22 protein-coding genes are annotated in these 25,676 nt (G+C 57.1%); 15 read left to right on the plus strand and 7 right to left on the minus strand.

Features of this window, described 5'->3' with window-relative positions:
• The first annotated feature begins 63 nt into the window (after positions 1 to 63).
• On the plus strand, positions 64 to 1,317 hold the full coding sequence (gene avtA / locus O1724_RS22275; protein ID WP_015572749.1) for a valine--pyruvate transaminase: 1,254 nt from the start codon (positions 64 to 66) through the stop codon (positions 1,315 to 1,317).
• A 7-nt stretch (positions 1,318 to 1,324) separates the two neighbouring features.
• Here avtA and O1724_RS22280 read toward each other — a convergent pair whose 3' ends face one another.
• Positions 1,325 to 1,780: a 4Fe-4S dicluster domain-containing protein gene (locus tag O1724_RS22280; protein WP_022652027.1), complete on the minus strand. Its 456-nt coding sequence runs from the start codon at positions 1,778 to 1,780 to the stop codon at positions 1,325 to 1,327.
• A 3-nt stretch (positions 1,781 to 1,783) separates the two neighbouring features.
• The gene (gene yiaJ / locus O1724_RS22285; protein ID WP_015572751.1) at positions 1,784 to 2,602 is read right to left on the minus strand and encodes an IclR family transcriptional regulator YiaJ; all 819 of its coding nucleotides are present in this window, start codon (positions 2,600 to 2,602) and stop codon (positions 1,784 to 1,786) included.
• Positions 2,603 to 2,826: 224 nt separating this feature from the next.
• Here yiaJ and yiaK point away from each other — a divergent pair, with 224 nt between their 5' ends.
• From yiaK to araD, 8 genes are all read left to right on the plus strand, one after another.
• Complete coding sequence (yiaK, locus tag O1724_RS22290; protein ID WP_058652511.1) at positions 2,827 to 3,825, plus strand: 3-dehydro-L-gulonate 2-dehydrogenase; 999 nt, start codon at positions 2,827 to 2,829, stop codon at positions 3,823 to 3,825.
• Positions 3,826 to 3,835: 10 nt separating this feature from the next.
• On the plus strand, positions 3,836 to 4,303 hold the full coding sequence (locus O1724_RS22295; protein WP_015572753.1) for a YhcH/YjgK/YiaL family protein: 468 nt from the start codon (positions 3,836 to 3,838) through the stop codon (positions 4,301 to 4,303).
• A 26-nt stretch (positions 4,304 to 4,329) separates the two neighbouring features.
• Entirely contained in the window at positions 4,330 to 5,256 is a 927-nt protein-coding gene (locus O1724_RS22300) for a DUF4862 family protein (protein ID WP_022652030.1), read from the plus strand.
• Between the two features lie 45 nt (positions 5,257 to 5,301).
• Positions 5,302 to 6,621: an MFS transporter gene (locus tag O1724_RS22305; RefSeq protein ID WP_022652031.1), complete on the plus strand. Its 1,320-nt coding sequence runs from the start codon at positions 5,302 to 5,304 to the stop codon at positions 6,619 to 6,621.
• A 92-nt stretch (positions 6,622 to 6,713) separates the two neighbouring features.
• Positions 6,714 to 8,219, plus strand: coding sequence for an FGGY-family carbohydrate kinase (locus O1724_RS22310; RefSeq protein ID WP_045331999.1), 1,506 nt, complete (start codon positions 6,714 to 6,716; stop codon positions 8,217 to 8,219).
• On the plus strand, positions 8,216 to 8,869 hold the full coding sequence (gene ulaD, locus O1724_RS22315; RefSeq protein ID WP_022652033.1) for a 3-keto-L-gulonate-6-phosphate decarboxylase UlaD: 654 nt from the start codon (positions 8,216 to 8,218) through the stop codon (positions 8,867 to 8,869). The genes O1724_RS22310 and ulaD overlap by 4 nt, the downstream gene beginning before the upstream one ends.
• Positions 8,870 to 8,871: 2 nt before the next feature.
• The gene (locus O1724_RS22320; RefSeq protein WP_048241661.1) at positions 8,872 to 9,732 is read left to right on the plus strand and encodes an L-ribulose-5-phosphate 3-epimerase; all 861 of its coding nucleotides are present in this window, start codon (positions 8,872 to 8,874) and stop codon (positions 9,730 to 9,732) included.
• Positions 9,726 to 10,421 (plus strand): L-ribulose-5-phosphate 4-epimerase, encoded by a 696-nt coding sequence (araD, locus tag O1724_RS22325; protein ID WP_045350930.1) that lies wholly within the window; start codon positions 9,726 to 9,728, stop codon positions 10,419 to 10,421. The genes O1724_RS22320 and araD overlap by 7 nt, the downstream gene beginning before the upstream one ends.
• On the opposite strand, the gene O1724_RS22330 is transcribed toward araD, so the two are convergent.
• Positions 10,422 to 11,240 (minus strand): AraC family transcriptional regulator, encoded by an 819-nt coding sequence (locus tag O1724_RS22330; protein WP_045895502.1) that lies wholly within the window; start codon positions 11,238 to 11,240, stop codon positions 10,422 to 10,424.
• A 226-nt stretch (positions 11,241 to 11,466) separates the two neighbouring features.
• Here O1724_RS22330 and O1724_RS22335 point away from each other — a divergent pair, with 226 nt between their 5' ends.
• Both O1724_RS22335 and O1724_RS22340 read left to right on the plus strand, forming a co-directional pair.
• The gene (locus O1724_RS22335) at positions 11,467 to 12,867 is read left to right on the plus strand and encodes an MFS transporter (RefSeq protein WP_126297350.1); all 1,401 of its coding nucleotides are present in this window, start codon (positions 11,467 to 11,469) and stop codon (positions 12,865 to 12,867) included.
• Positions 12,868 to 12,877: 10 nt separating this feature from the next.
• Entirely contained in the window at positions 12,878 to 14,827 is a 1,950-nt protein-coding gene (locus tag O1724_RS22340; RefSeq protein WP_058652510.1) for a glycoside hydrolase family 127 protein, read from the plus strand.
• A 137-nt stretch (positions 14,828 to 14,964) separates the two neighbouring features.
• Here O1724_RS22340 and aldB read toward each other — a convergent pair whose 3' ends face one another.
• Positions 14,965 to 16,503, minus strand: coding sequence for an aldehyde dehydrogenase AldB (gene aldB / locus O1724_RS22345; RefSeq protein WP_126297349.1), 1,539 nt, complete (start codon positions 16,501 to 16,503; stop codon positions 14,965 to 14,967).
• 166 nt (positions 16,504 to 16,669) lie between these two features.
• Here aldB and O1724_RS22350 point away from each other — a divergent pair, with 166 nt between their 5' ends.
• Positions 16,670 to 17,554 (plus strand): ROK family protein, encoded by an 885-nt coding sequence (locus O1724_RS22350; protein WP_045895499.1) that lies wholly within the window; start codon positions 16,670 to 16,672, stop codon positions 17,552 to 17,554.
• Between the two features lie 3 nt (positions 17,555 to 17,557).
• On the opposite strand, the gene selB is transcribed toward O1724_RS22350, so the two are convergent.
• From selB to O1724_RS22365, 3 genes are all read right to left on the minus strand, one after another.
• Positions 17,558 to 19,396 carry a selenocysteine-specific translation elongation factor gene (selB, locus tag O1724_RS22355; protein ID WP_126297348.1) on the minus strand — a complete coding sequence of 613 codons (1,839 nt, stop codon included), beginning with the start codon at positions 19,394 to 19,396 and terminating at the stop codon, positions 17,558 to 17,560.
• Positions 19,393 to 20,778, minus strand: coding sequence for an L-seryl-tRNA(Sec) selenium transferase (gene selA / locus O1724_RS22360; RefSeq protein ID WP_022652040.1), 1,386 nt, complete (start codon positions 20,776 to 20,778; stop codon positions 19,393 to 19,395). Before selA ends, selB begins: the two co-directional genes overlap by 4 nt.
• A 103-nt stretch (positions 20,779 to 20,881) precedes the next feature.
• Positions 20,882 to 21,490: a glutathione S-transferase gene (locus O1724_RS22365; RefSeq protein ID WP_015572763.1), complete on the minus strand. Its 609-nt coding sequence runs from the start codon at positions 21,488 to 21,490 to the stop codon at positions 20,882 to 20,884.
• Between the two features lie 436 nt (positions 21,491 to 21,926).
• Here O1724_RS22365 and O1724_RS22370 point away from each other — a divergent pair, with 436 nt between their 5' ends.
• From O1724_RS22370 to mtlR, 3 genes are all read left to right on the plus strand, one after another.
• Positions 21,927 to 23,834 (plus strand): PTS mannitol transporter subunit IICBA, encoded by a 1,908-nt coding sequence (locus tag O1724_RS22370; RefSeq protein WP_023315019.1) that lies wholly within the window; start codon positions 21,927 to 21,929, stop codon positions 23,832 to 23,834.
• Positions 23,835 to 23,934: 100 nt separating this feature from the next.
• Positions 23,935 to 25,083: a mannitol-1-phosphate 5-dehydrogenase gene (gene mtlD, locus O1724_RS22375; protein ID WP_126297347.1), complete on the plus strand. Its 1,149-nt coding sequence runs from the start codon at positions 23,935 to 23,937 to the stop codon at positions 25,081 to 25,083.
• Positions 25,080 to 25,670 carry a mannitol operon repressor MtlR gene (gene mtlR, locus O1724_RS22380; protein ID WP_015572766.1) on the plus strand — a complete coding sequence of 197 codons (591 nt, stop codon included), beginning with the start codon at positions 25,080 to 25,082 and terminating at the stop codon, positions 25,668 to 25,670. Before mtlD ends, mtlR begins: the two co-directional genes overlap by 4 nt.
• The last annotated feature ends 6 nt before the right edge of the window (positions 25,671 to 25,676 follow it).

The raw sequence follows: 25,676 nt of genomic DNA on the forward strand, positions 1-25,676 counted from the left end.
CACCAACACGGTGCTGGCGTTATGGTTACTGCCTTTCATATTAAGCCCGACAGATCACCTGCTATGACGTTTTCACTTTTCGGCGACAAATTTACCCGCCATTCAGGCATTACCCGCCTGATGGAGGACCTCAACGACGGGCTGCGCACCCCAGGCGCTATCATGCTTGGCGGCGGAAACCCGGCTCAAATTCCGGAGATGAACACCTACTTCCAGACGCTGCTGGCAGAGATGCTGGAAAACGGTAAAGCAACCGATGCGCTATGTAATTACGACGGCCCTCAGGGTAAAACAGAACTACTGACGCTTCTGGCGGCAATGCTGCGGGAAGCGCTGGGTTGGGATATCGAACCACAGAATATTGCACTGACAAACGGCAGTCAGAGCGCGTTTTTCTACTTATTCAATCTGTTCGCCGGACGCCGCGCCGACGGCACCACGAAAAAAGTGCTGTTCCCGCTGGCACCGGAGTATATTGGCTATGCCGATGCCGGCCTCGAAGAAGACCTGTTTGTTTCCGCACGTCCGAATATCGAGTTGCTGCCAGAGGGCCAGTTCAAATATCACGTCGATTTTGAACATCTGCATATCGGTGAAGAGACGGGCATGATCTGCGTATCTCGTCCCACCAACCCGACGGGGAACGTGATCACCGACGACGAGCTGATGAAGCTGGATGCGCTGGCGAATCAGCACGGCATCCCGCTGGTGATCGATAACGCCTATGGCGTACCGTTCCCGGGGATCATCTTCAGCGAAGCGCGTCCGCTATGGAACCCGAATATCATCCTCTGCATGAGCCTCTCCAAGCTGGGCCTGCCGGGCAGCCGTTGCGGCATTATCATTGCTAACGAGAAAATCATCACCGCCATTACCAACATGAACGGCATTATCAGCCTTTCGCCTGGCGGCATCGGCCCGGCGATGATGTGCGAGATGATCAGGCGTAACGACCTGCTGCGCCTGTCGAATGAGGTGATTAAGCCGTTTTACTCTCAGCGCGTTCAGGAAACTATAGCCATCCTTCGCCGCTACTTACCGGAAGAACGCTGCCTGATCCATAAACCGGAAGGGGCAATTTTCCTGTGGCTGTGGTTTAAGGATCTGCCCATTACGACAGAGCTGCTTTATCAGCGTCTGAAAAAACGTGGCGTACTGATGGTGCCAGGGGATTACTTCTTCCCGGGGCTGGATAAGCCGTGGCCGCACACGCACCAGTGCATGCGTATGAACTACGTCCCGGACCCGGAAAAAATCGAAGCGGGTGTGAAAATTCTCGCCGAAGAGATTGAGAACGCCTGGCGCGAGGCCGGTTAATAAAACCTCAGGCCATATTACGCAGCCGTTCCGCGCGTAAGCTGGCGGGGTCTATGCAGCGCAGCGCGTGGGTGGGACAGGCTTCGACGCAGGCGGGACCGCCCTCGCGATGCGCGCACAAATCACATTTCAGCGCCTGAACGCGATCTTCCACGACCCGAACCTGCATTGCCCCGAACGGGCACGCCACCATACAGCTTTTGCAGCCGATACAGCGCGATTGCTTAACGAGCCAGGCTCCCGCAGCGCGGTGAATGGCCCCCGTCGGGCAGACATTCGCGCAGGGCGCATCTTCACACTGGTGGCAGCCCACTGCCGTGGTGAAGGTTTCCCCCTTAACCACGCGGATCCGTGACGTAAACGCTACTGGCGTGGCGCTGCTTTGATGCGACATCATGCACGCTACCTCACAGGTACGACACCCGATACATTTTTCAGGATCCGCCAGGATAAATTGGTTCATCAGTTACGCCTCGCGCACGTTAAACCCCAGTTCTTTCGAGATAGCTTCCGCCGTGTCACGCAGCGGTTTTAGCAAGTTTTTCTCACCCACCTGCTTCATGCGCGACGTCGACAGCGAAATGGAGATGGCATAGGGTACGCGCCCGTGAATATCAAAGACCGGCACGGCGATACATGACACACCCAGCTCGTTCTCTTCTTTATCCATCGCCATACTGTGATCGCGAATTTCCGCCAGCTCATCATACATCGCGCTCAGTTCGGTGATGGTGTTGCGGGTCAAAGGTTGGATCTGTTCCTGGTGGCTTTCCCAGTAGCTCGCCACGTAATCCTGATGACCAAACGCCATATAGATTTTGCCCATTGCAGAACAATAGAGCGGCATATGCTGGCCGATATATGCGCGCGTGCGCAGCATACCGGTTGTCGGCTCAAGCTTATAAATCAGGATCGCGTGATCATCTTCACGGCTGGAGAAGTTGACCGTTTCGCCGGTGGCAATGTTCAGCGCCTCGAGGTGCGGCGCCGCCACGTGAATAATATTGAGAGATGAAAGCGCCTTTTGCCCGACGGCGATAAATTTGGTGGTCAAACGATAGCTCCCTGCCGCCGGCGCTGGCGTCACGTACCCGCACGACTGCAACCCCTGCAATAACCGGTGCACGGTACTTTTATTCAGCCCCGCCAGTTCTGATAAATGCGCAAGCGGACACCCGTTCGGATAGTTACTGAGGATTTCAATCAGCATCAGGCCGCGAAACAAGCTCTGGCTACCTGCTGGCCTCTCTTTTTCTTGCGTCATTTCGCTCTCTTTTATGCTCATCAAATAGCTCCTGTTTATTGCGCCCTGATGGTAGCGCAAAGTGTGTTTTAGTTCACGATCTCAACAGAAAAAACACAACCATTTGATTTTAATCGATTTTGAAAAACGTGAATGTCGTTGATCTGACAAAATTTGATCGTTATATTTGAAATCAGATTTCGCATAGTGAAATTTAGTGATAAAAAAGCACTCGCACTTGCCCCTAAAAAAACAGGAGAACAGGGATGAAAGTGACCTTCGAAGAGTTGAAAGCGGCGTTCAATCGGGTTCTGCTCGATCGCGGTGTAAAAGCGGATACCGCTGACGCCTGCGCCGAGATGTTCGCCCGCACCACGGAGTCCGGCGTTTATTCACACGGCGTCAACCGCTTCCCGCGATTTATTCAGCAGCTTGACGCAGGCGACATCATCCCTGACGCCCAGCCGAAACGCGTAACGACATTAGGTGCCATCGAACAGTGGGATGCGCAGCGTTCCATCGGCAACCTGACGGCGAAGAAGATGATGGACCGTGCTACCGAGCTGGCGTCCGATCACGGGATCGGCCTGGTGGCGCTGCGTAACGCTAACCACTGGATGCGCGGCGGCAGCTACGGCTGGCAGGCGGCGGAGAAAGGCTATATCGGCATCTGCTGGACTAACTCTATTGCCGTGATGCCCGCGTGGGGATCAAAAGAATGCTGCATCGGCACAAACCCGCTGATCGTCGCTATCCCGTCGAATCCAATCACCATGGTCGATATGTCGATGTCGATGTTCTCCTACGGCATGCTGGAGGTGAATCGCCTGGCCGGACGCGAATTACCGGTCGACGGCGGCTTTGACGATGAAGGCAATCTGACCAGAGAGCCGGGCGTGATTGAGAAAAACCGTCGCATTCTGCCCATGGGCTACTGGAAAGGTTCTGGCTTATCGATTGTGCTCGACATGATCGCCACCCTGCTCTCTGACGGCGCGTCCGTTGCGGAAGTGACCCAGGACAACAGCGACGAATACGGCGTATCGCAGATCTTTATCGCCATCGAAGTGGATCGCCTGATCGACGGTCCAACCCGCGATGCCAAACTACAGCGCATCATGGACTTCATCACCACCGCAGAACGCGCTGATGAAAATGTCGCCGTCCGTCTGCCTGGACATGAATTTACTCGCCTGCTGGAAGAAAACCGCCGGGACGGCATCACCATCGACGACAGCGTGTGGGCGAAAATCCAGTCTCTGTAAGGAGTGGGTCATGATATTCGGACATATTGCACAGCCAAATCCATGTCGCCTGCCACTGGCGATAGAAAAGGCGCTTAATTTTCTGCGTACCACGGATTTCACCACCCTGGCACCGGGCGTGATCGAAATTGAAGGCCGCAACATTTTTGCCCAGGTTCTCGACCTCACCACAAAGGAGCAGCACGAGAACCGCCCTGAAGTCCATCGCCGCTATCTGGATATCCAGTTTCTGGCCTGGGGTGAAGAAAAAATCGGTATTGCTATTGATACCGGGAATAACAAAATCAGCGAATCATTGCTGGAGCAACGGGATATTATTTTTTATCACGACAGTGAACACGAGTCGTTTATCGAAATGATACCTGGCAGCTACGCCATATTTTTCCCGCAGGATGTTCACCGTCCTGCCTGTATTAAAAACAAGGGATCCGCAATTCGTAAAATTGTGGTGAAAGTGGCCATCAGCGAATTAGATTAATTTTCTGATAAATACAGGAATGCGAAATGACCAACACCGGTTTTATTATTGGTGCGTACCCCTGCGCACCCTCGTTTCACCAGAAAGGGGAGCAGGAAGAATACACCTTCTGGCGGGAACTTTCCGACACGCCAAATATTCGCGGGCTGGAACAACCTTGCCTTGAAAATCTCCATCCGTTTGGTGATGAATGGCTGTTTCGTCATACGCCGGGCAACTGGCAGATCGTTGTCACAGCCGTTATGGAAACCATGCGCCGCCGCGGCAGCAACGGCGCGTTTGGCCTGGCGTCCGCGGACGAAGAACAGCGTAAAGCGTGCATTGAATATTACCGCCATCTGCATCAAAAGATTGATGCCGTTAACACCCGCTTTCCCGGGAAAGTGGTCGCTCTGGAAATGCAGGCCGCACCGCAGGCGGGTAATGAATCTGTCGAGCAAGCGACAGAAGCATTCTCCCGCTCGGTACGGGAAATCGCGAGCTGGGACTGGGGCTGCGATCTGGTGCTGGAACACTGTGATGCGATGAATGGCCCGGCGCCGCGTAAAGGGTTCTTGCCCTTAGAGCAGGTGCTGGAGGTAGTGAAAGAGACCGATATCAGCGTCTGTATCAACTGGGCACGTTCGGCTATTGAAGGTCGCAACACCGCCCTTCCGCTGGAACATGTTCAGGCGGCACTCGCTGCCGGGAAACTGGGGGCGCTGATGTTTTCGGGCACGACCCCTCACGGTGAGTATGGAGAATGGCAGGATCTGCACGCGCCGTTTTCTTCGTTCTGCGCCGACAGTCTCATGTCCATTGAACATGTAAAAGCGCTGTTTACTGCGGCGAGCGCCGCAACATTGAAATTCTCCGGTATTAAATTACTGGAAATAAATGCTAATGCTGACGTCAGCCATCGCATCGCTATTTTGCGCGACGGCATTAGCGCTATGAATAAAGCATCACAATAAAAATAAAGAATACATTTTCCGGTTACCTTCACTGAGATATTAACTATGAATATTTCTTCTAATGCTCTACACGCGGACATTCCGCGTCAACGCTGGCTAAGGATCATTCCCCCTATTCTTATCGCCTGCATTATTTCCTATATGGACCGCGTAAATATAGCTTTTGCGATGCCCGGCGGTATGGATGAAGAGCTTGGCATTTCCGCCACGATGGCGGGCCTGGCGGGGGGGATCTTTTTTATCGGCTATTTGTTCCTGCAAGTTCCCGGCGGAAAAATTGCCGTGCACGGCAGCGGTAAGAAGTTTATCGGCTGGTCGCTGGTTGCCTGGGCGGTGATCTCGGTTCTGACCGGGCTTGTGACCAACCAGTATCAGCTGCTGGTGCTGCGCTTCTTACTCGGTGTGGCGGAAGGCGGGATGCTGCCCGTTGTGCTCACGATGATCAGTAACTGGTTCCCGGATGCCGAGCGCGGCCGCGCCAACGCGATTGTGATCATGTTCGTGCCCATCGCCGGGATCATCACCGCCCCGCTGTCGGGCTGGATTATTACCGCTCTCGACTGGCGCTGGCTGTTCATTATTGAAGGTCTGATGTCCGTTGTTGTGCTGGTGCTGTGGGCGTTCACCGTCTACGACCGGCCTCAGGAAGCGCGCTGGATCTCTGAGGCCGAGAAAAACTACCTGGTACAAACGCTGGCGGCAGAGCAGCAGGCCATTGCGGGTAAAGAGGTGAAAAACGCCTCGCTCAGCGCGGTGCTGTCTGACAAAACCATGTGGCAGCTGATCGCCCTCAACTTCTTCTACCAGACCGGCATTTACGGTTACACCCTCTGGCTGCCCACCATTCTGAAAGAACTGACGCACACCAGCATCGGCCAGGTGGGAATGCTCGCCATTCTGCCTTACATCGGCGCCATTGCCGGCATGTTCCTGTTCTCTTCACTCTCTGACCGCACCGGCAAGCGCAAGCTGTTTGTCTCCCTGCCATTGATTGGCTTTGCGCTCTGCATGTTCCTCTCCGTGGCGCTGAAAGAGCACACCTGGCTGGCCTATGCCGCGCTGGTGGGCTGTGGCTTCTTCCTGCAATCCGCAGCGGGCGTGTTCTGGACTATCCCGGCGCGTCTGTTCAGCGCTGAGATGGCGGGTGGCGCTCGCGGCGTGATCAATGCCCTGGGCAACCTCGGCGGGTTCTGCGGTCCTTATGCGGTAGGCGTACTGATCACCCTGTACAGCAAAGACGCAGGCGTTTACTGCCTGGCGGTTTCGCTGGCGCTGGCATCGCTGCTGGCCCTGCTGTTACCGGCGAAATGCGATGCCGGAGCAGAGCCTAATCCCACGGTGACTCCACATAAACGTGCGGCCTGATGCCCTCACCCTAGCCCTCTCCCACGGGGAGAGGGAGAAAACCGAACCTTAGGCCGGGTAAGCGAAGCACCCGGCAATTAAGCGAGAAGAAGATGAGTGAAAAAGAGCCCTTCTGGCTGGGTATCGATTGTGGCGGTACTTATCTGAAAGCCGGTTTATACAACAGTCAGGGCAAAGAAGTCTGTATTGAACGCCGCTCAGTGGCCACGCTCAGCCCACGCGCCGGCTACGCCGAGCGGGATATGCACCAGCTCTGGCAGCACTGCCACATAACGGTCGCCCTGCTGCTCAAAAATTCAGGCGCTGACGGCGGTCAGATCAAAGGCGTTGGCATTTCAGCCCAGGGGAAGGGGCTGTTTTTGCTCGATAAACAGGATCGCCCCCTGGGTAACGCCATACTCTCCTCCGATCGCCGTGCGCTGGAGATCGTGCAACGCTGGCAGCAGGACGGTATACCCGAAAAGCTCTATCCGCATACTCGCCAGACGCTGTGGACGGGGCATCCGGCCTCGCTCCTGCGCTGGGTTAAAGAGAACGAGCCGCAGCGGTATCAGCAAATTGGCAGCGTGATGATGGCGCACGATTACCTGCGCTGGTGTCTGACCGGGGTCAAAGGCTGCGAAGAGAGCAACATCTCGGAATCCAATCTCTACAACATGAATACCGGGCAGTACGATCCGCAGCTCACGCGCTGGCTCGGCATCAGCGACATTGACGGTGCCCTGCCGTCCATTATCGGTTCAGCAGAAATTTGCGGGGAAATCACCGCTCAGGCAGCCGCACTGACCGGTCTCACGGCGGGTACTCCCGTCGTTGGTGGACTGTTTGATGTGGTTTCCACCGCGATCTGCGCCGGGCTGCATGACGAACATACGCTGAATGCCGTAATGGGGACCTGGGCCGTGACCAGTGGGATTGCCCACGGCATCCGCGACAACGAGCCGTTCCCCTACGTCTATGGCCGCTACGTCCATCCGCAGCAGTTCATCGTTCATGAAGCCAGCCCCACGTCGTCCGGCAACCTGGAATGGCTGACGGCCCAATGGGGCGATATGTCATTTGATGAGATTAACCACGCCGTGGCCAGCCTGCCAAAAGCTGAAAGCGATGTGTTCTTCCTGCCTTTCCTCTACGGCAGCAACGCCGGGCTGGAGATGACCAGCGGTTTCTATGGTTTGCAGGCGCTGCATACCCGCGCGCACCTCCTCCAGGCGGTTTATGAAGGGGTGGTATTCAGCCACATGACCCACCTCAACCGTATGCTCGAACGCTTTCCCCACGTGCAGGCCCTGCGCGTGACGGGCGGCCCAACCCATTCGGACGTGTGGATGCAGATGCTCGCGGACGTCAGCGGCCTGGCGATTGAACTCCCGCAGGTGGAAGAGACCGGCTGTTCCGGTGCGGCGCTGGCCGCGCTCGTCGGTACAGGTCTCTATCCTGATTTTTACGCCGCTCAGCGCGCCCTCAGGCATGACATCCGGATGATTGAACCTGACATGCGTGCCCATGCCGCCTACCAGCGCAAATATCACCGTTACCAGCTACTGATTTCAGCATTACAGGGCTATCACGCCCGCGTTAAGGAGTACGACCTATGAGCCGACCATTATTGCAGCTGGCGCTCGACCACACCTCGCTTCAGGCCGCGCAGCGCGATGTCGCGACGCTTTCCGAGCACGTCGACATCGTCGAAGCTGGCACCATTCTGTGCCTGACCGAAGGGCTAAACGCCGTTCGCGCCCTGCGTGCGCAGTGTCCGGATAAAATTATCGTGGCGGACTGGAAAGTCGCCGATGCCGGAGAAACGCTGGCTGAACAGGCGTTTGGCGCAGGCGCAAACTGGATGACCATCATCTGTGCCGCCCCGCTGGCCACCGTTGAACGTGGCCACGAGGTCGCACTGCGCGGCGGCGGCGAGATCCAGATGGAGCTGTTTGGCAACTGGACGCTGGACGACGCGCGCGCGTGGCACCGCATCGGGGTGAAGCAGGCGATATACCACCGCGGGCGCGACGCACAGGCCAGCGGCCAGCAGTGGGGCGAGGCGGATCTCAGCAAAATGAAGGCGCTGTCCGATATCGGGCTACAGCTTTCCATCACTGGCGGTATCACCCCCGCTGACCTGCCGCTGTTTAAGCAGATCAACGTCAAAGCCTTCATTGCCGGTCGCGCGCTGGCTGGCGCCGATAATCCGCCGCAGGTGGCACAGGCATTCCATTCGCAAATCCGCGACATCTGGGGAGAGTAACCATGCGTCAGCATCCGTTAGGCATTTACGAAAAAGCGCTGCCAAAAGATCTCTCCTGGCCGGAGCGCCTGGTTCTGGCAAAAAGCTGCGGCTTCGATTTTGTGGAGATGTCGGTGGATGAGACCGACGAGCGTTTATCGCGCCTTGAATGGAGTACCACGCAGCGCGCCTCTCTGGTGGAAGCGATGCTGGAGACCGGCGTGGCGATCCCGTCGATGTGCTTGTCTGCCCACCGTCGCTTCCCGTTTGGCAGCCGCGAAGAAATCGTGCGCGAACGTGCCCGCGAGATCATGACCAAAGCCATCCGGCTGGCCCGTGATTTGGGTATTCGCACCATCCAGCTTGCGGGTTATGACGTGTACTACGAGGAGCATGACGAGGGCACGCAACAGCGCTTTGCCGAAGGGCTGGCGTGGGCCGTGGAGCAGGCTGCCGCCGCACAGGTAATGCTGGCGGTAGAGATCATGGACACCGCGTTTATGAACTCCATCAGCAAGTGGAAAAAGTGGGACGACATGCTCGCCTCGCCGTGGTTCAGCGTTTACCCGGACATCGGCAACCTGAGCGCGTGGGGCAACGACGTCACCGCCGAGCTGACGCTGGGCATTGACCGCATCGCCGCTATCCACCTGAAAGATACCCGGCCCGTAACCGAAAAAAGCCCCGGCCAGTTCCGCGACGTGCCGTTTGGCGAGGGCTGCGTCGATTTCGTTGGCGTGTTTAACACGCTGAATCAACTTAACTATCGCGGCGCATTTCTGATTGAAATGTGGACCGAGAAAGCCAAAGAGCCGGTACTGGAGATCATCCAGGCGCGCCGCTGGATTGAAGCCCGAATGCAGGAAGGAGGCATGACATGTTAGAACAACTCAAAGCCGAGGTGCTGGCGGCAAATCTCGCCCTGCCCGCCCACCAGCTGGTGACGTTCACCTGGGGCAACGTCAGCGCTGTTGACCGTGACAGCGGCATGATGGTGATCAAACCATCCGGCGTGGAGTACGACGTGATGACCGCAGAAGATATGGTGGTGGTAAATATCGCCACGGGTAAAGTGGTCGAGGGGAGTAAAAAACCCTCCTCCGACACCCCGACCCATCTCTCGCTGTATCGTCGTTACCCGGAAATTGGCGGCATTGTGCATACCCATTCCCGCCACGCCACCATCTGGTCGCAGGCGGGGCAGGATTTACCCGCGTGGGGCACAACGCACGCGGACTATTTCTACGGTGCGATCCCCTGCACGCGGCTGATGACCCCGGCTGAAATCGCGGGTGAATATGAATACCAGACGGGGGAAGTCATTATCAAAACCTTCGAGGAGCGCGACATAAGCCCGATGCAGGTCCCGGCGGTGCTGGTTCATTCTCACGGCCCGTTTGCCTGGGGCAAAGACGCTGCCGATGCGGTACACAATGCCGTGGTGCTGGAAGAGTGCGCCTATATGGGGCTTTTCTCACGCCAGCTTGCACCACAGCTTCCGGTTATGCAGCAGGAATTGCTGGATAAGCATTACCTGCGCAAGCATGGCGCAAATGCCTATTACGGCCAGTGATCATCCAGAATTAATATGCTCTTTACAATACCGCCGTTTCCAGACGGCGGGCGTTAACCCGGTATGTTTCGAGAATATTTGCCGGAAATAACCCACGTCATTAAAACCGCACCGGGCGGCCACTTCAGTTAATGAGGCCGCATCGTTCAGCAGCAGTTTTTCAGCGGCCCTGACGCGCTGGCGGTGAATTGCCTCCGTCAGGGTTAAATGAAACGTCCGGCGAAATACTCGTCCCAGATAATCGGCGTTGCAGTGCAGCTCTTTCGCCAGCTGTGAAGTGGACAGGGGCAAATGAAAGTGCGTGCGGATAAGCTGCTTGGCCTTCCACGCCATTGCTGCGCCCGCATCATCCGCTTTATCTTCATATCCCGGCGAGAGCGATATCTGCTGCAAAATTAACAGCAAAATTATCTCCAGCGCCTGGCTACGCTGTAATTTTTCCTGCTCGCTTAAAAACTGACGGAATAACGCAATAACATATTGCGGATCCCGCACGCTACAGTGTTGCTCAATCGACAGCGGCGTCGCGCCTGGCAACACCGGCAAGCGTGCATCCACCTCAAAATGCAGCCAGTAAAATTTGAGATCGTCCGGAAAATCTTCCACGCCGACATGCCGTCGCTTCGGCCAAAGTAATAAACTCTCGCCAGCGTTTACCTCAAACAGCGTATTTTCCTCCTGGATCGTTAATGTCCCTTTTTCGACAAAAATTATCTCCCATGAAGATAATTTTCGTGCGGGATGACGGCCCACGCCCCGGGAGATAAATAACCCGCCATTTTGAACCCTGATCGGAAGTGCTATGGATAATTCAAGCATGGATATTCATTTTTCCGCTTTTATGGTGGCTAATATTGTCTTTATCCCTTGATTATTAATAAATATCAGCAGAACGGCTCGATCAAACTCACAGTTTTATCATCAGGTCGGAATTGTCACCTTTTTATACTTTTCCCTTCCCTTGTTGGTCTGCCCGTTGAATGCAGAATAAATGGGGTACCTTGCACAAATACGATAAAAAAATCGTTTATCGAGGAGTTACCCCATGACTTCCACACCGATTACAGACGCAGAAGTTGCAAAACAGGCAGCCGATGAACGGCTGTCAGTCCGCGAGAAAATTGGCTACGGCCTGGGCGACGCGGGCGGCACGGTAATTACCTGCCTGATCATGAACTTCCTGACCTTTTTCTATACCGATGTATTTGGCCTGACGCCCGCGCTGGTGGGCACGCTGTTTATTGCCCTTCGGGTATTTGACGCGATTTCCGATCCGGTGATGGGCGTGATTGCCGACCGCACGCAGAGCCGCTGGGGGCGTTTTCGTCCGTGGCAGCTGTGGGTCGCGCTTCCTATCGGGATCGTCGGCGTGCTGACCTTCACCGTCCCGGACGCCAGCATGGGCGTGAAAATCGCCTGGGCGTTCGGCACCTATCTGTTGCTTTCAGTGGGCTATACCGCCATCAACGTGCCGTATTGCGCGCTGATCAACACCATGACCACCCGCCACAACGAGGTTATATCCTGCCAGTCCTGGCGCTTCGTACTGTGCGGCGTGGCGGGCTTTCTGGTCTCCGTTGGCCTGCCGTGGCTGGTGTCAGAGCTGGGACAGGGCAATACCGCCCGGGGTTATCAGTTGGGCGTTGGCGTGCTGTGCGCCATCGCTGTGGTGATGTTCCTGTGCTGCTTCTTCTGGGTGCGCGAGCGCGTCCCGCTTGCGCTGATGGGTAAATTCACCCTGCGCGAGCACCTGGCGGGCCTGCGGAAAAACGATCAGCTGCTGCTGATGCTGGTGATGTCGTTTCTGCTGATCAACGTCTTCAACATTCGCGGCGGCGGATACATGTATTTCATCACCTACGTGCTTCAGGGCAGCACGGCGTACACCTCGCTGTTTTTCACCATGGTGACCTTAGCTGCCATTCTGGGCGCGGTGATCGTCAGCCCGCTGTCGCGGCGGATTGATACCGTCAAACTCTACTACTACACCAACCTGGTACTTGCTGCGCTTGCGGTGGGAATGTGGTTCCTGCCGGGTAGCCCGGCGCACCAGACGCTCTGGCTGATCGTGATTTTAAGTAACGGCGTGATCCTGGGCTTCACCCTGCCGCTGCACTTCTCGCTGATGGCCTTTGCCGATGATTACGGCGAATGGAAAACCGGCGTGCGCTCCTCGGGGATGAACTTCGCCTTCAATCTGTTTTTCATCAAGCTCGCGTGGGCATCCAGCGCCGGGATCATCAGCCTGGTGTTTATTGCCGTGGCCTATCAGCCAGGCGCGGGTAACCAGACGCCCGCCTCATTGCAGGGCATCACCGCCATGGAGACGCTGCTCCCTGCCCTTTTCCACCTGCTGCTGGCGGTCGCTATCCGCTGGTGCAAGCTTAACAATCCCGTGATGTCGCGCATTGCCACCGATTTGCGCCAGCGTCATCTACAGTCCTGAGGAGAACGATATGACCATAATGGAAGCCGACCTGCATCAGCTGAAAATCAACGACCCGTTTCTTGGTCAGTACCAACGGCTGGTCCGCGATGTGGTGATCCCCTACCAGTGGGATGCGCTTAACGATCGCGTGGCAGAGGCCGAACCCAGCCACGCCATCGCCAACTTCCGCATCGCGGCCGGTCTGGAACAGGGGGAGTTCTACGGGATGGTCTTTCAGGACAGCGACGTGGCGAAATGGCTCGAAGCCGTGGCGTGGTCGCTGTGCCAGAAGCCGGATGCTGAACTGGAAAAAACCGCCGACGAGGTGATCGAGCTGGTCGCAGCGGCGCAGTGTGAAGATGGCTATCTCAATACCTATTTCACGGTGAAAGCACCGGCCGAGCGCTGGACCAATCTGGCCGAATGCCACGAACTGTACTGCGCCGGGCATATGATTGAAGCGGGTGTGGCGTATTTCCAGGGAACCGGAAAGCGCCGCCTGCTGGACGTGGTGTGCAGGCTGGCGGATCATATCGACAGCGTGTTTGGCCCGGGCGAAAACCAGCTGCACGGCTATCCGGGCCACCCGGAAATCGAGCTGGCGCTGATGCGGCTGTACGACGTCACGCAGGAGCCACGCTATCTCAATCTGGTGAAATACTTTATTGAGGAACGCGGCGCGCAGCCTCACTTCTACGATATCGAATACGAGAAGCGCGGCAGAACGTCATACTGGAACACCTATGGCCCGGCGTGGATGGTCAAGGACAAAGCCTACAGCCAGGCGCATCTGCCCCTTGCCGCACAACAAACGGCCATCGGCCACGCCGTGCGTTTTGTCTATCTGATGGCGGGCATGGCACATCTGGCGCGCCTGAGCAACGACGAGGGGAAACGTCAGGATTGCCTGCGGCTGTGGAACAACATGGCACAGCGCCAGCTGTACATCACCGGCGGGATTGGCTCCCAAAGCAGCGGCGAGGCGTTCAGCAGCGATTACGATCTGCCCAACGATACGGTCTACGCCGAAAGCTGCGCCTCCATCGGCCTGATGATGTTTGCCCGCCGGATGCTGGAGATGGAGGCGGACGGCCACTACGCCGACGTGATGGAGCGCGCGCTGTACAACACGGTGCTGGGCGGCATGGCGCTGGACGGTAAGCATTTCTTTTATGTGAATCCGCTGGAAGTGCACCCGAAAACCCTGTCCTTTAACCATATCTATGACCACGTCAAACCGGTGCGCCAGCGCTGGTTCGGCTGTGCCTGTTGCCCGCCGAATATTGCGCGCGTGCTGACCTCGCTGGGGCACTACATTTATACCGTTCGCCCGGACGCGCTGTTGATCAACCTGTACGTGGGGAACGACGTCGCCATTCCGGTTGGGGATAACATCCTCCAGCTGCGGATTAGCGGGAACTATCCGTGGCATGAGCAGGTGAAAATCGAGATTACCTCACCAGTTCCGGTGACTCACACGCTGGCCCTGAGGCTACCGGACTGGTGTGCGGAACCGGCTGTTTCGCTCAATGGTCAGGCCATTACAGGCGAGGTCTCCCGTGGATACTTATACCTCAACCGCAGCTGGCAGGAAGGCGACACGCTGACGCTGACGTTACCGATGCCGGTCCGCCGCGTGTACGGCAACCCGCAGGTGCGCCAGCAGGCGGGGAAAGTCGCATTGCAGCGTGGGCCGCTGATTTACTGCCTGGAAGAAGCCGATAACGGCGCAAATCTGCATAACCTTTCTTTGCCCCAGGACAGCGCGTTTCGGGTATTTGAAGGCAAAGGCATTTTCGCGCACAAGATGCTGATACAGGCAGAAGGGATCGGGTGTCAGGCGAAGGACACTGATGCCCTGTGGCAGTACGACCACTCACCGGTAGAACGTCAGCCCCGGACGCTGACCTTTATTCCGTGGTTCAGCTGGGCAAACCGGGGAGAAGGGGAAATGCGGATATGGGTGGATGAAAGCTGAATAACTGCGGCCTGTTGCCCTCACCCCAGCCCTCTCCCACGGGAGAGGGAGTAAAAAGTAGGCCGGGTAAGGCGAAGCCGCCACCCGGCTTTAACCCGGCTCAGGCCACCCCACTCGGGACGGCCTGAGCCCGGAGATTAAAACAACCCCAGCGGTTTATCGGAGTAGCTGACCAACAGACATTTCGTTTGCTGGTAGTGCTCCAGCATCATCTTATGGGTTTCACGCCCGATGCCCGACTGCTTGTAGCCGCCAAACGCCGCATGAGCCGGATAGGCGTGATAGCAGTTTGTCCATACGCGTCCGGCCTGAATGCCCCGGCCCATTTTATAGGCCAGATTACCGTTACGGCTCCAGACGCCCGCCCCCAGGCCATACTGCGTGTCGTTGGCGAGCTCCAGCGCCTCGTCCATGGTTTTAAACGTGGTGACGGCCAGCACCGGTCCAAAAATTTCCTCCTGGAAAACGCGCATGTTGTTCTTACCGAACAGGATGGTCGGCTCAATGTAGTAGCCCTCCTGCAAATCGCCGCCCAGCACCTTACGACGACCGCCGGTCAACACATCGGCCCCCTCTTTTTTACCGATATCAATATAGTTGAGGATGGTTTCCAGCTGGCCATGCGATACCTGCGCCCCCATCTGGGTAACGTTATCCAGCGGATTACCGCTGCGAATCGACTCCACGCGCCGGATCGCCCGCTCCATAAAGCGCTCATAAATGGATTCCTGCACCAGCGCGCGGCTCGGACAGGTGCAGACTTCGCCCTGGTTAAACGCGAACAGCGCAAACCCTTCCAGCGCTTTGTCGAAGAAGGCGTCCTCTTCGTCCATCACGTCGGCAAAGAAGATGTTCGGCGATTTGCCGCCCAGCTCGAGCGTGACCGGAATGATGTTCTGGGTCGCGTACTGCATGATCTGCTGGCCCACTTCCGTTGAGCCGGTGAACGCCACTTTGGCGATACGTTTTGAGGTAGCCAGATATTCGCCGATCTCTCCCCCGGCCCCGTTGACCACGTTAATGACCCCCGGCGGCAACAGGTCGCCAATCACCTCCATCAGCAGCAGTACCGAAAGCGGCGTTAAGCGAGCGGGTTTCAGCACAACGCAGTTACCCGCCGCCAGCGCGGGCGCCATTTTCCAGCTCGCCATCAGCAGCGGGAAGTTCCACGGAATAATTTGCCCCACCACGCCGAGCGGCTCGTGGAAGTGATACGCCACGGTATTTTTGTCAACTTCACTTATTCCCCCCTCCTGGGCACGAATGCAGGACGCAAAATAGCGGAAATGGTCAATCGCCAGCGGCACGTCCGCCGCCATGGTTTCCCGGATCGGCTTGCCGTTGTCCCACGTTTCTGCGGTCGCCAGCAGCTCCAGATTCTGCTCCATCCGATCGGCGATTTTGAACAAAATGGCCGCTCTGTCCTGAACGGACGTTTGTCCCCACTTATCTTTCGCCTTATGCGCCGCATCCAGCGCTAAATCGATATCCCGCTTGCCCGAACTGGCAATTTCACACAACGGCTGGCCGGTAACGGGCGTCAGGTTGGAATAGTATTCACCGTCGACGGGCGCCACCCAGTCGCCGCCAATAAAGTTGTCATAGCGGGGCTTCAGCTTAAGGGGAAAACCATACTCGCCTGGCTGGATACGCGATGAGGGAGGATTGTTTGTCATGACCGTCTCCTTGCAGTAGGTGTACAACAAGGGTAGTTCCGGCTGGTGGTTTTCTCGCCTGTCGGTAACGGGTTTACGAGCCGTATCACGGATTACCGTACTTTACGTTTCGTTTCTGCCGCCAGAGCCATACTTAATAGCTCAGGGGCTCATGAGGAACGATGCAATGCAGCTATTTATCGGCTTTGACGTGGGCGGAACCCACATCAAACACGGCGTGATTAACGAAAACGGCGAAGAACTGACATCCGATGAATATGATACGCCTGACGATGAAAGCACCTTCAAACAGAAGTGGAAAGCGGTGGTGGATAAGTACCGCCAGGAGCATGAGATCGTCGGCATCGGCGTGAGTTTTCCGGGCCACATCAATCACCATACCGGCGAAGCGGCCAAGGCCGGGGCGCTGGATTACCTTGACGGCGAGAACCTGTGCGAGTTTTTCGCACAGCTGACCGATCTCCCCGTAACAACCGAAAATGACGCCAACTGCGCGGCGCTGGGCGAACGCTGGCAGGGCGCCGGCAAGGACTATGAGCATTTTGTCTGCATCACCATCGGCACCGGCATCGGCGGCGGTATCGTCATGGAGGGCGATCTCTACCGTGGGTCGCACTACCGGGCGGGTGAGTTTGGCGTGCTGCCCGTTGGCAACAACGGCGAGCCGATGCACGAAGTAGCGTCCGCCAGCGGCCTGATGAAAGCCTGCCGCCGTGCGCTGGCCGTGTCGGAAGATGAGATGCCTGACGGTGAGGAGCTGTTTAAACGCATGGACAGCGACGTGCATCTGCGTGAGGCCATAGAAGAGTGGGCGCATTTCCTCTCGCGGGGCATCTACAGCGTGATCTCCATGTTTGATCCGCAGGCGGTGCTGATTGGCGGCGGCATTAGCGAGCAGGAGAAAATCTATCTCCTGCTGGATAAATACCTACAGCGATTCGAGGAGTGGGAGGCGCTCCGGGTGCCCATCCTTCCCTGCGAGCTGGGTAACCAGGCGGGAAGGCTGGGCGCGGTCTGGCTGGCTAAGCAGAAACAGGCGCGCAGCGCTTAACGCTTACGGAAATAACTGCGCGTCGCGTAGCACATGGTCATTGCCACGACGACGCGTAAACCCGATGCGGTTGAAATACTCCAGGATCTGAATCGCCAGTTTGCGTCCCACATTCAGCCGATCGCGGAAGTCTGCGGCGCAGGTTGATCCGCGCGCCTGATCCAGCTCCCGGATCAGGTTCGCAAACGCTACGATCCGATCGTTGCGGTAATAACGATCTTTCACGATCGCCACAATCATCCCCTGCTGTGCCGCATGGCGCAGTACCTGACGCATCAGCTGCTCATCGGTATTGGTTTCACGCGCCAGATCGCGCACCCACCACGGTTCATCGCCAAACAGCGTCGCCACTTTTTGCCAGACCGCGTCCTGCTCAGCGGTAAAACCGGCCTTGTGTTCCGGCAGGTGTAGCCAGCCGTGATGACTTGCAATAACGCCGCTTTCACGCATGTTTTCAATCAGCAACAGCACCAGCGCGTCGTCTTCCATGGGCAACGCCATGCGCCGCAGACGTTCACGGCCCGGGCCGGGCTCATCCTGATGCTGTTCATGGTAGGTCGCCAGCGTGCTCAGCACTTTGCGCTGCCAGCGCGCCGCCACCGGCGCGTTCAGCAGGCTGTTCCCGGCCTGAATAAAACCTGGCTCCTGCGTCAGAAGACGCAATCCTTCGCCGCTGAGCTGGCGCGCCCAGGCGAACGCCGCCAGATCCACCGCGCCACGCTCAAGGTGGATATCTAACGCAGACTTATCATCGCGGGTCTGGGCCAGCGCGGCCAGCCACTGTAAATACTCGGGCTTACGTTTGCCGCGACGGGGCGGATCCAGCATGACCACGCGCGCGCCCGCCAGCGTTTCCCGCGCCGAAATATCGCGCAGAACCAGGCGGTCGTTATCCGCCAGCCAGAGCGGGGAGTCGAACACCAGTTCGGCGAGATCGTTTTCCAGCAGCGACACGCGTCCGGTGATGTGGCTGGCCGCGTGGTGGATATGCAGCGGCTGCCACTGGGTCAGCGGCGTATGGGTCTGGAGAGAAACGATAATCCGTTCAGAGGGCTCCGGCGGCGCGTCGGCCAGCAGCCAGTCGCCGCGGTTAAGCTGGTCTTTTTCGGCATCACCGGCAATATTCAGCGCGATACGCTGCCCGGCGTGGGCCTGTTCCACCGGCTGGTTTTGCGCATGAAGCCCGCGCACGCGCATCGGTTTGTTCACGCCCGTGAGCCACAGGGTATCGCCCACGTTCACTTCCCCGCTCAGCGCGGTACCGGTCACCACCAGCCCAGCCCCTTTCACGGTAAACGCCCTGTCGATCGCCAGACGGAAGCGGTGATGGCTGGCCTGTTCACGAGACGGGATCTGCTGCAAATGGTTGCGAAGAGCATCGATACCGCGGCCTTCTGTCGCTACGGTGACAAACAGTGCGGCATCCTTAAAACCGTATTCACTCAGCGCCGCCAGCACCTCTTGACGCACCTCGTCGATACGCGCCTCATCCACATGGTCCGCTTTGGTGAGGGCGACGGTCAACTGCGGGTTTCCCGTCAGCTGGAGGATCGCCAGATGCTCGCGCGTTTGCGCCATCACCCCGTCATCGCACGCGACCACCAGCAGAGCGTGATCGATCCCGCCCACGCCCGCGAGCATATTGGAAAGAAACTTCTCGTGGCCGGGCACGTCGATAAAGCCCAGCACGCGACCGTCGGGCTGCGGCCAGTAGGCGTAACCCAGGTCAATGGTCATGCCGCGCTTTTTCTCTTCCGGCAGGCGATCGGCATTCACGCCCGTAATGGCCTGCAATAACGTGGTTTTGCCGTGGTCAACGTGACCGGCGGTGGCAATAATCATTTCAACATCATCTCCAGAAACCGCACTTCATCTTCCAGACAGCGTAAATCCAGCCACATGCGCCCGTCACCGATCCGGCCAATCACCGGCGTCGGTAATGCGCGCCAGCGCGCCGACAGCGCCTCAAGCTGGCTTCCGCGTCCGTCGCGCGGGGTGAACGTCAGCGCTTCGCTCGGTAACCTGTCCACCGGCAGCGAGCCGCTGCCAATTTGCGACAGGCAAGGCTCGATACGAACTTCAAACTCAGGGTAATGAGGAGCAACCTGCGGCAGTAGCGCTTCCGCCTGCGCGCGAACAGAGGCCGCATCACGGCTCAGCAAACGCAACGTGGGCAGGCGGTCAGCCAGTTTCTCCGGGTGGAGATAGAGCCGCAGCGTGGCTTCCAGCGCGGCCAGCGTCATTTTATCGGCACGCAGGGCGCGCTTCAGCGGATGCTGCTGTAGCTGCGCAATCAGCTCGCGCCTGCCGACGATAATACCCGCCTGCGGCCCGCCCAGCAGTTTATCGCCAGAGAAACTGACCAGGCTTACGCCCGCGGCAACCATTTCCTGCACCATTGGCTCTTTTGGCAGACCATACTGGCGCATATCCACCAGCGACCCACTGCCAAGATCGGCAATCACCGGCACGTTTAGCTCGCGCCCGATGGCGGCCAGTTCAGCCTCTTCCACCGTTTTGGTGAAACCCTCAATGTGGTAATTGCTGGTATGCACTTTCATCAGCAGGGCGGTGTTTTCATTCACCGCCGCGCGATAATCTTTTGCATGGGTACGGTTGGTTGTGCCCACTTCATGCAGCGTGCAGCCCGCCTGGCGCATGACATCCGGAATACGAAACGCACCGCCGATCTCCACCAGCTCGCCGCGAGAGACGACAACCTCTTTTCCGCTCGCGGTGGCCGCCAGCATTAATAGCACCGCCGCCGCGTTGTTATTCACAATGCAGGCATCTTCCGCGCCGGTGATCTGGCAGAGAAGATCCGCCAGCGCGCGATCGCGATGTCCGCGCCCGGCGCCGTCCAGATCGTACTCCAGCGTCACCGGCGAGCGCATGGCCCGGGTGACGGCCTCTATTGCCTCTTCTGCCTGCTGTGCCCGGCCCAGATTGGTGTGCAGAACCGTGCCTGTCAGGTTAATAACCGGGCGCAACGCGCTTTGCGCGTGCTTGCTCAACCTCCTTTCAACTTCCTGCGCCCATGCCTCGCACCAGCCGGGTAGCGCGTTCTCAGCCTGAATATGGCGACGCGCATCGTCCTGAAGCTGGCGTAGCATGTCGACCGTTGCAGTATGGCCAAACTGCTCCAGCACCGCAGTGATGCGCGGGTCACGAAGCAGACGATCGGTAGCGGGGATCTGGCTGTAGAGGGAATGATGAGTAGTCATGAATGCGCCTGGCGAGTAAATATCTTCCCCCCTCCCGACGGGAGAGGGAGTTAACATGTGGGGGGATTGTACCGCCTCCCGCCAGGAAGTGTTATAACCCGCATCAAGCCTTTGGTGGTTCAGTCCGGGCGAAACTTTCGCGCTGGAAGAGCGTCTCCGCCAGTTTGACCAGCAGCGGACGATCCACGCACCAGCCCGGCGAGACGCGGCGGAAATTGAGGTAGCCGATGGCGCAGGCGATGGCGATCGTCGCCAGATTCAGGCTATCGCTCTGAATTTTCCCGTCGCGGATCAGCTGTTCGCACATATCCAGGCTGCGGCTGATTTTTTCGCGCTGGCGCAGCAGCTCATTTTCTGACTGCTGGGCGGCGGGCCTTGCCTGCTCGCGTACGGACGTTAATGCCGCATCCATAATGCCATCCGCCAGGGCTTCAATTTGCTTCATCGCCAGCGCTGCTTTTGGATCCGCCGGCAGCATGGCTGGCGCAACGCCAAGCAGCTCGATGTACTCCGCAATGATCGGGGAATCAAACCAGTAGTCGCCCTCGTCCGTTACCAGCGCCGGGACTTTCCCCAGCGGGTTGTACTGCGCAACGCCGTTCTCTGCGTTGTAGGGTTGTTCATTTACGAATTCAAATTCAATCCCTTTCTCCAGCAGGAGAATCGAAATCTTACGCACGAAAGGACTTGTATAACTGCCGATGAGTTTCATTGCTTATCCTTAATGCCCACAAAGAGGTCAGTATGGATCAAGCCGTGGAAAAAGGCAGGTGTGCGTATCGCATTCCTGTCGTGAGGGGATACGGGAGAAATCTGCATAAAAATATTTTGTGAATCAAATCACAATCTGAAAACAAACAGCCAACTTAACATTGTGATATTAATCACAAAAACCCGCCCATTTTGGCGTAATTCTGAACGATGTATTTTTTTTACACACTCATTATGTGATCGCGATCACTTCATTAATGTCCTCCCCCCCTACATTCATGTGATTCAGATCACACAAAATTTCGCTGTCTGGACAGTTGAACGATTCAGTGCCAGATTTCACAGCATCAGAACAGGGCCCGGCTACCTCTGCCGCCGCACATTAACGATAAACCTCGGGCCACAAGCCTAAGCGTAAACATAAGAAGGGGTGTTTTATGTCATCCGATTTCAAGATCAAAGTGCAAAGCTTTGGTCGTTTCCTCAGCAACATGGTGATGCCAAATATCGGCGCGTTTATCGCGTGGGGTATTATCACCGCATTATTTATTCCGACAGGGTGGTTGCCTAACGAAACGCTGGCGAAACTTGTTGGCCCAATGATTACGTACCTGTTGCCGCTGCTCATCGGTTATACCGGTGGTCGTCTGGTGGGCGGTGACCGTGGTGGCGTCGTGGGTGCCATCACAACCATGGGGGTGATCGTCGGTGCGGATATGCCGATGTTCCTCGGTGCGATGATTGCCGGTCCTCTGGGCGGCTGGGCGATCAAGAAATTTGACGTCTGGGTTGATGGCAAGATCAAATCCGGCTTCGAAATGCTGGTGAACAACTTCTCTGCGGGCATCATCGGGATGATCCTCGCGATTCTGGCGTTCCTCGGCATTGGCCCGGCGGTTGAAGTGCTCTCCAAGCTGCTGGCTGCGGGCGTTAACTTCATGGTGGCGCATGACATGCTGCCGCTGGCGTCAATCTTCGTTGAACCGGCGAAAATCCTGTTCCTGAACAACGCCATCAACCATGGTATCTTCTCACCGCTGGGGATTCAGCAGTCACACGATCTCGGCAAGTCCATCTTCTTCCTGATTGAAGCGAACCCGGGTCCGGGTATGGGCGTTCTGCTGGCATACATGTTCTTTGGTCGCGGCAGCGCGAAACAGTCTGCTGGCGGCGCGGCGATCATTCACTTCCTGGGCGGTATTCACGAAATTTACTTCCCGTATGTACTGATGAACCCACGTCTGATCCTGGCCGTTATCCTTGGCGGTATGACCGGCGTGTTCACCCTGAGCGTACTGGGCGGCGGTCTGGTCTCTCCGGCTTCTCCAGGCTCTATCCTGGCGGTGCTGGCGATGACCCCGAAAGGCGCCTACTTCGCGAACATCGCGGCGATCTGTGCGGCCATGGCGGTCTCCTTCGTGGCCTCCGCTATCCTGCTGAAAACCAGCAAGGTGAAAGAAGACGACGATATCGAAGCGGCAACCCGTCGTATGCATGACATGAAAGCCGAATCCAAAGGCGCAACGCCGCTGGCGGCAGGCGATGTCTCTAACGACCTGAGCCACGTTCGTAAAATCATCGTGGCCTGTGATGCCGGTATGGGCTCCAGCGCAATGGGTGCGGGCGTGCTGCGTAAGAAAGTGCAGGATGCGGGTCTGACCAACATCTCCGTCACCAACAGCGCGATTAACAGCCTGCCGCCGGACGTTGACCTGGTGATCACGCACCGCGATCTGACCGAACGCGCTATGCGTCAGGTACCGCAGGCGCAGCACATTTCCCTGACCAACTTCCTCGACAGCGGCCTGTACACGAGCCTGACCGAACGTCTGGTGGCGGCGCAGCGCCATGAAGATAACGAAGTGAAAGTACGTACCAGCCTGCAAGACAGCTTCGACGAGAGCAACGCGCATCTGTTCAAACTGGGCGCAGAAAACATCTTCCTTGGCCGCACGGCGACCAATAAAGAAGAGGCCATTCGCTTCGCCGGTGAGCAGCTGGTGAAAGGTGGCTACGTTCAGCCGGAATACGTTGAGGCGATGCTGGAGCGTGAAAAGCTGACCCCAACCTACCTGGGTGAATCCATCGCGGTTCCACACGGTACGGTGGAAGCCAAAGACCGCGTGCTGAAAACCGGCGTGGTGTTCTGTCAGTATCCTGATGGCGTGCGCTTCGGTGAAGAAGAGGACGACATCGCCCGTCTGGTGATTGGTATCGCCGCTCGCAACAACGAGCATATCCAGGTGATTACCAGCCTGACCAACGCGCTGGATGACGAAACGGTTATTGAGCGTCTGGCCAACACCACCAGCGTTGAAGAAGTTCTGGCCCTGCTTAACAAATAACGGTACTCCTCCCTCTCCCCCCGGGGAGAGGGCTAGGGTGAGGGGAAAACGTTCCTCACCCCAGCCCTCTCGGGTAAAAACATTGATGAAGGTTAACACTATGAAAGCATTACATTTTGGCGCAGGTAATATTGGTCGTGGCTTTATCGGTAAACTGCTGGCAGACGCGGGCATTACCCTGACATTCGCCGATGTGAATCAGGTGGTTCTGGATGCCCTGAATGCCCGTCATAGCTATCAGGTTCACGTGGTGGGTGAAAACGAACAGGTTGAAACGGTCTCTGGCGTCAACGCGGTAAGCAGCATTGGTGACGATGTTATCGATCTTATTGCCAGCGTTGATCTGGTCACCACCGCCGTGGGTCCGGTGGTGCTTGAGCGTATCGCCCCGGCGGTCGCGAAAGGCCTGGCGAAGCGTAAAGCACATGGCGTTGAAACGCCGCTGAACATCATCGCCTGTGAAAACATGGTGCGCGGCACCACGCAGCTGAAAGGCCACGTTCTTGCGGCCGTCGCCGACGAAGATAAAGCCTGGGTTGAAGCGCACGTAGGTTTTGTTGATTCCGCCGTTGACCGCATCGTTCCGCCGTCAGCATCCGCCACCAACGACCCGCTGGAAGTGACCGTGGAAACCTTCAGCGAGTGGATCGTTGATAAAACACAGTTTAAGGGCGCGCTGCCGACCATTCCGGGAATGGAATTAACCGATAACCTGATGGCATTTGTCGAACGTAAACTCTTCACGCTGAACACCGGGCATGCTATAACCGCGTACCTCGGAAAATTGGCCGGTCATCAGACCATTCGTGACGCGATCCTCGATGAGAACATCCGTGCGGTGGTCAAAGGGGCAATGGAAGAGAGCGGCGCGGTGCTGATCAAACGCTACGGTTTTGATGCTGATAAACACGCAGCATACATCCAGAAAATCCTCGGTCGTTTTGAAAACCCGTATCTGAAAGATGACGTTGAGCGCGTGGGTCGTCAGCCGCTGCGTAAACTGAGCGCGGGCGATCGCCTGATTAAACCGCTGCTGGGCACGCTGGAATACGGCCTGCCGCACGCTAACCTGGTGAAGGGAATCGCTGCCGCCATGCACTACCGCAGCGAGCAGGACCCGCAGGCGATTGAGCTGGCTCAGCTGATTGATGACAAAGGCGCGCAGGCTGCGCTGGCGCAGATCTCCGGTCTGGATGCCAACAGTGACGTAGTTGCGGAGGCGGTCAGCGCATACAACGCAACCAAATGATGCAGAGTCCGGCGCAGGTGAGCCTGCGCCCGAATAACAGATTGTCAGATATGCAGGCAATAATGGAACAAACCCAGGCCTTTGAAAATCGTGTGCTTGAGCGTCTGAATGCTGGCAAAACCGTACGAAGTTTCCTGATTGCCGCCGTCGAGCTGTTAACCGAGGCGGTAAACATTCTGGTGCTTCAGGTGTTTCGCAAAGACGACTACGCGGTAAAGTACGCTGTAGAACCGTTACTGGACGGAGACGGACCGCTGGGCGATTTATCGGTACGGCTGAAGCTGATTTACGGTCTCGGCGTGCTGAACCGTCAGGAGTATGAAGACGCCGAGCTGTTAATGGCGCTGCGCGAAGAGCTCAATCATGACGGCAATGAGTACACCTTTACCGATGATGAGATACTGGGTCCCTTCGGCGAACTGCACTGCGTATCCGCGCTCCCTCCCGCACCTCAGTTTGATAACAGCGACCCAGAGCTGTACGCGATGCAAAAGCTGCGTTATCAACAGGTTGTGCGCTCCACCATGGTGCTTTCCCTGACTGAGCTGATTTCTAAAATCAGCTTAAAAAAAGCGTTTCAGAAGTAAGCCCGC

The sequence above is a fragment of the Enterobacter cloacae complex sp. HYC074_NIDB genome (assembly GCF_056673345.1).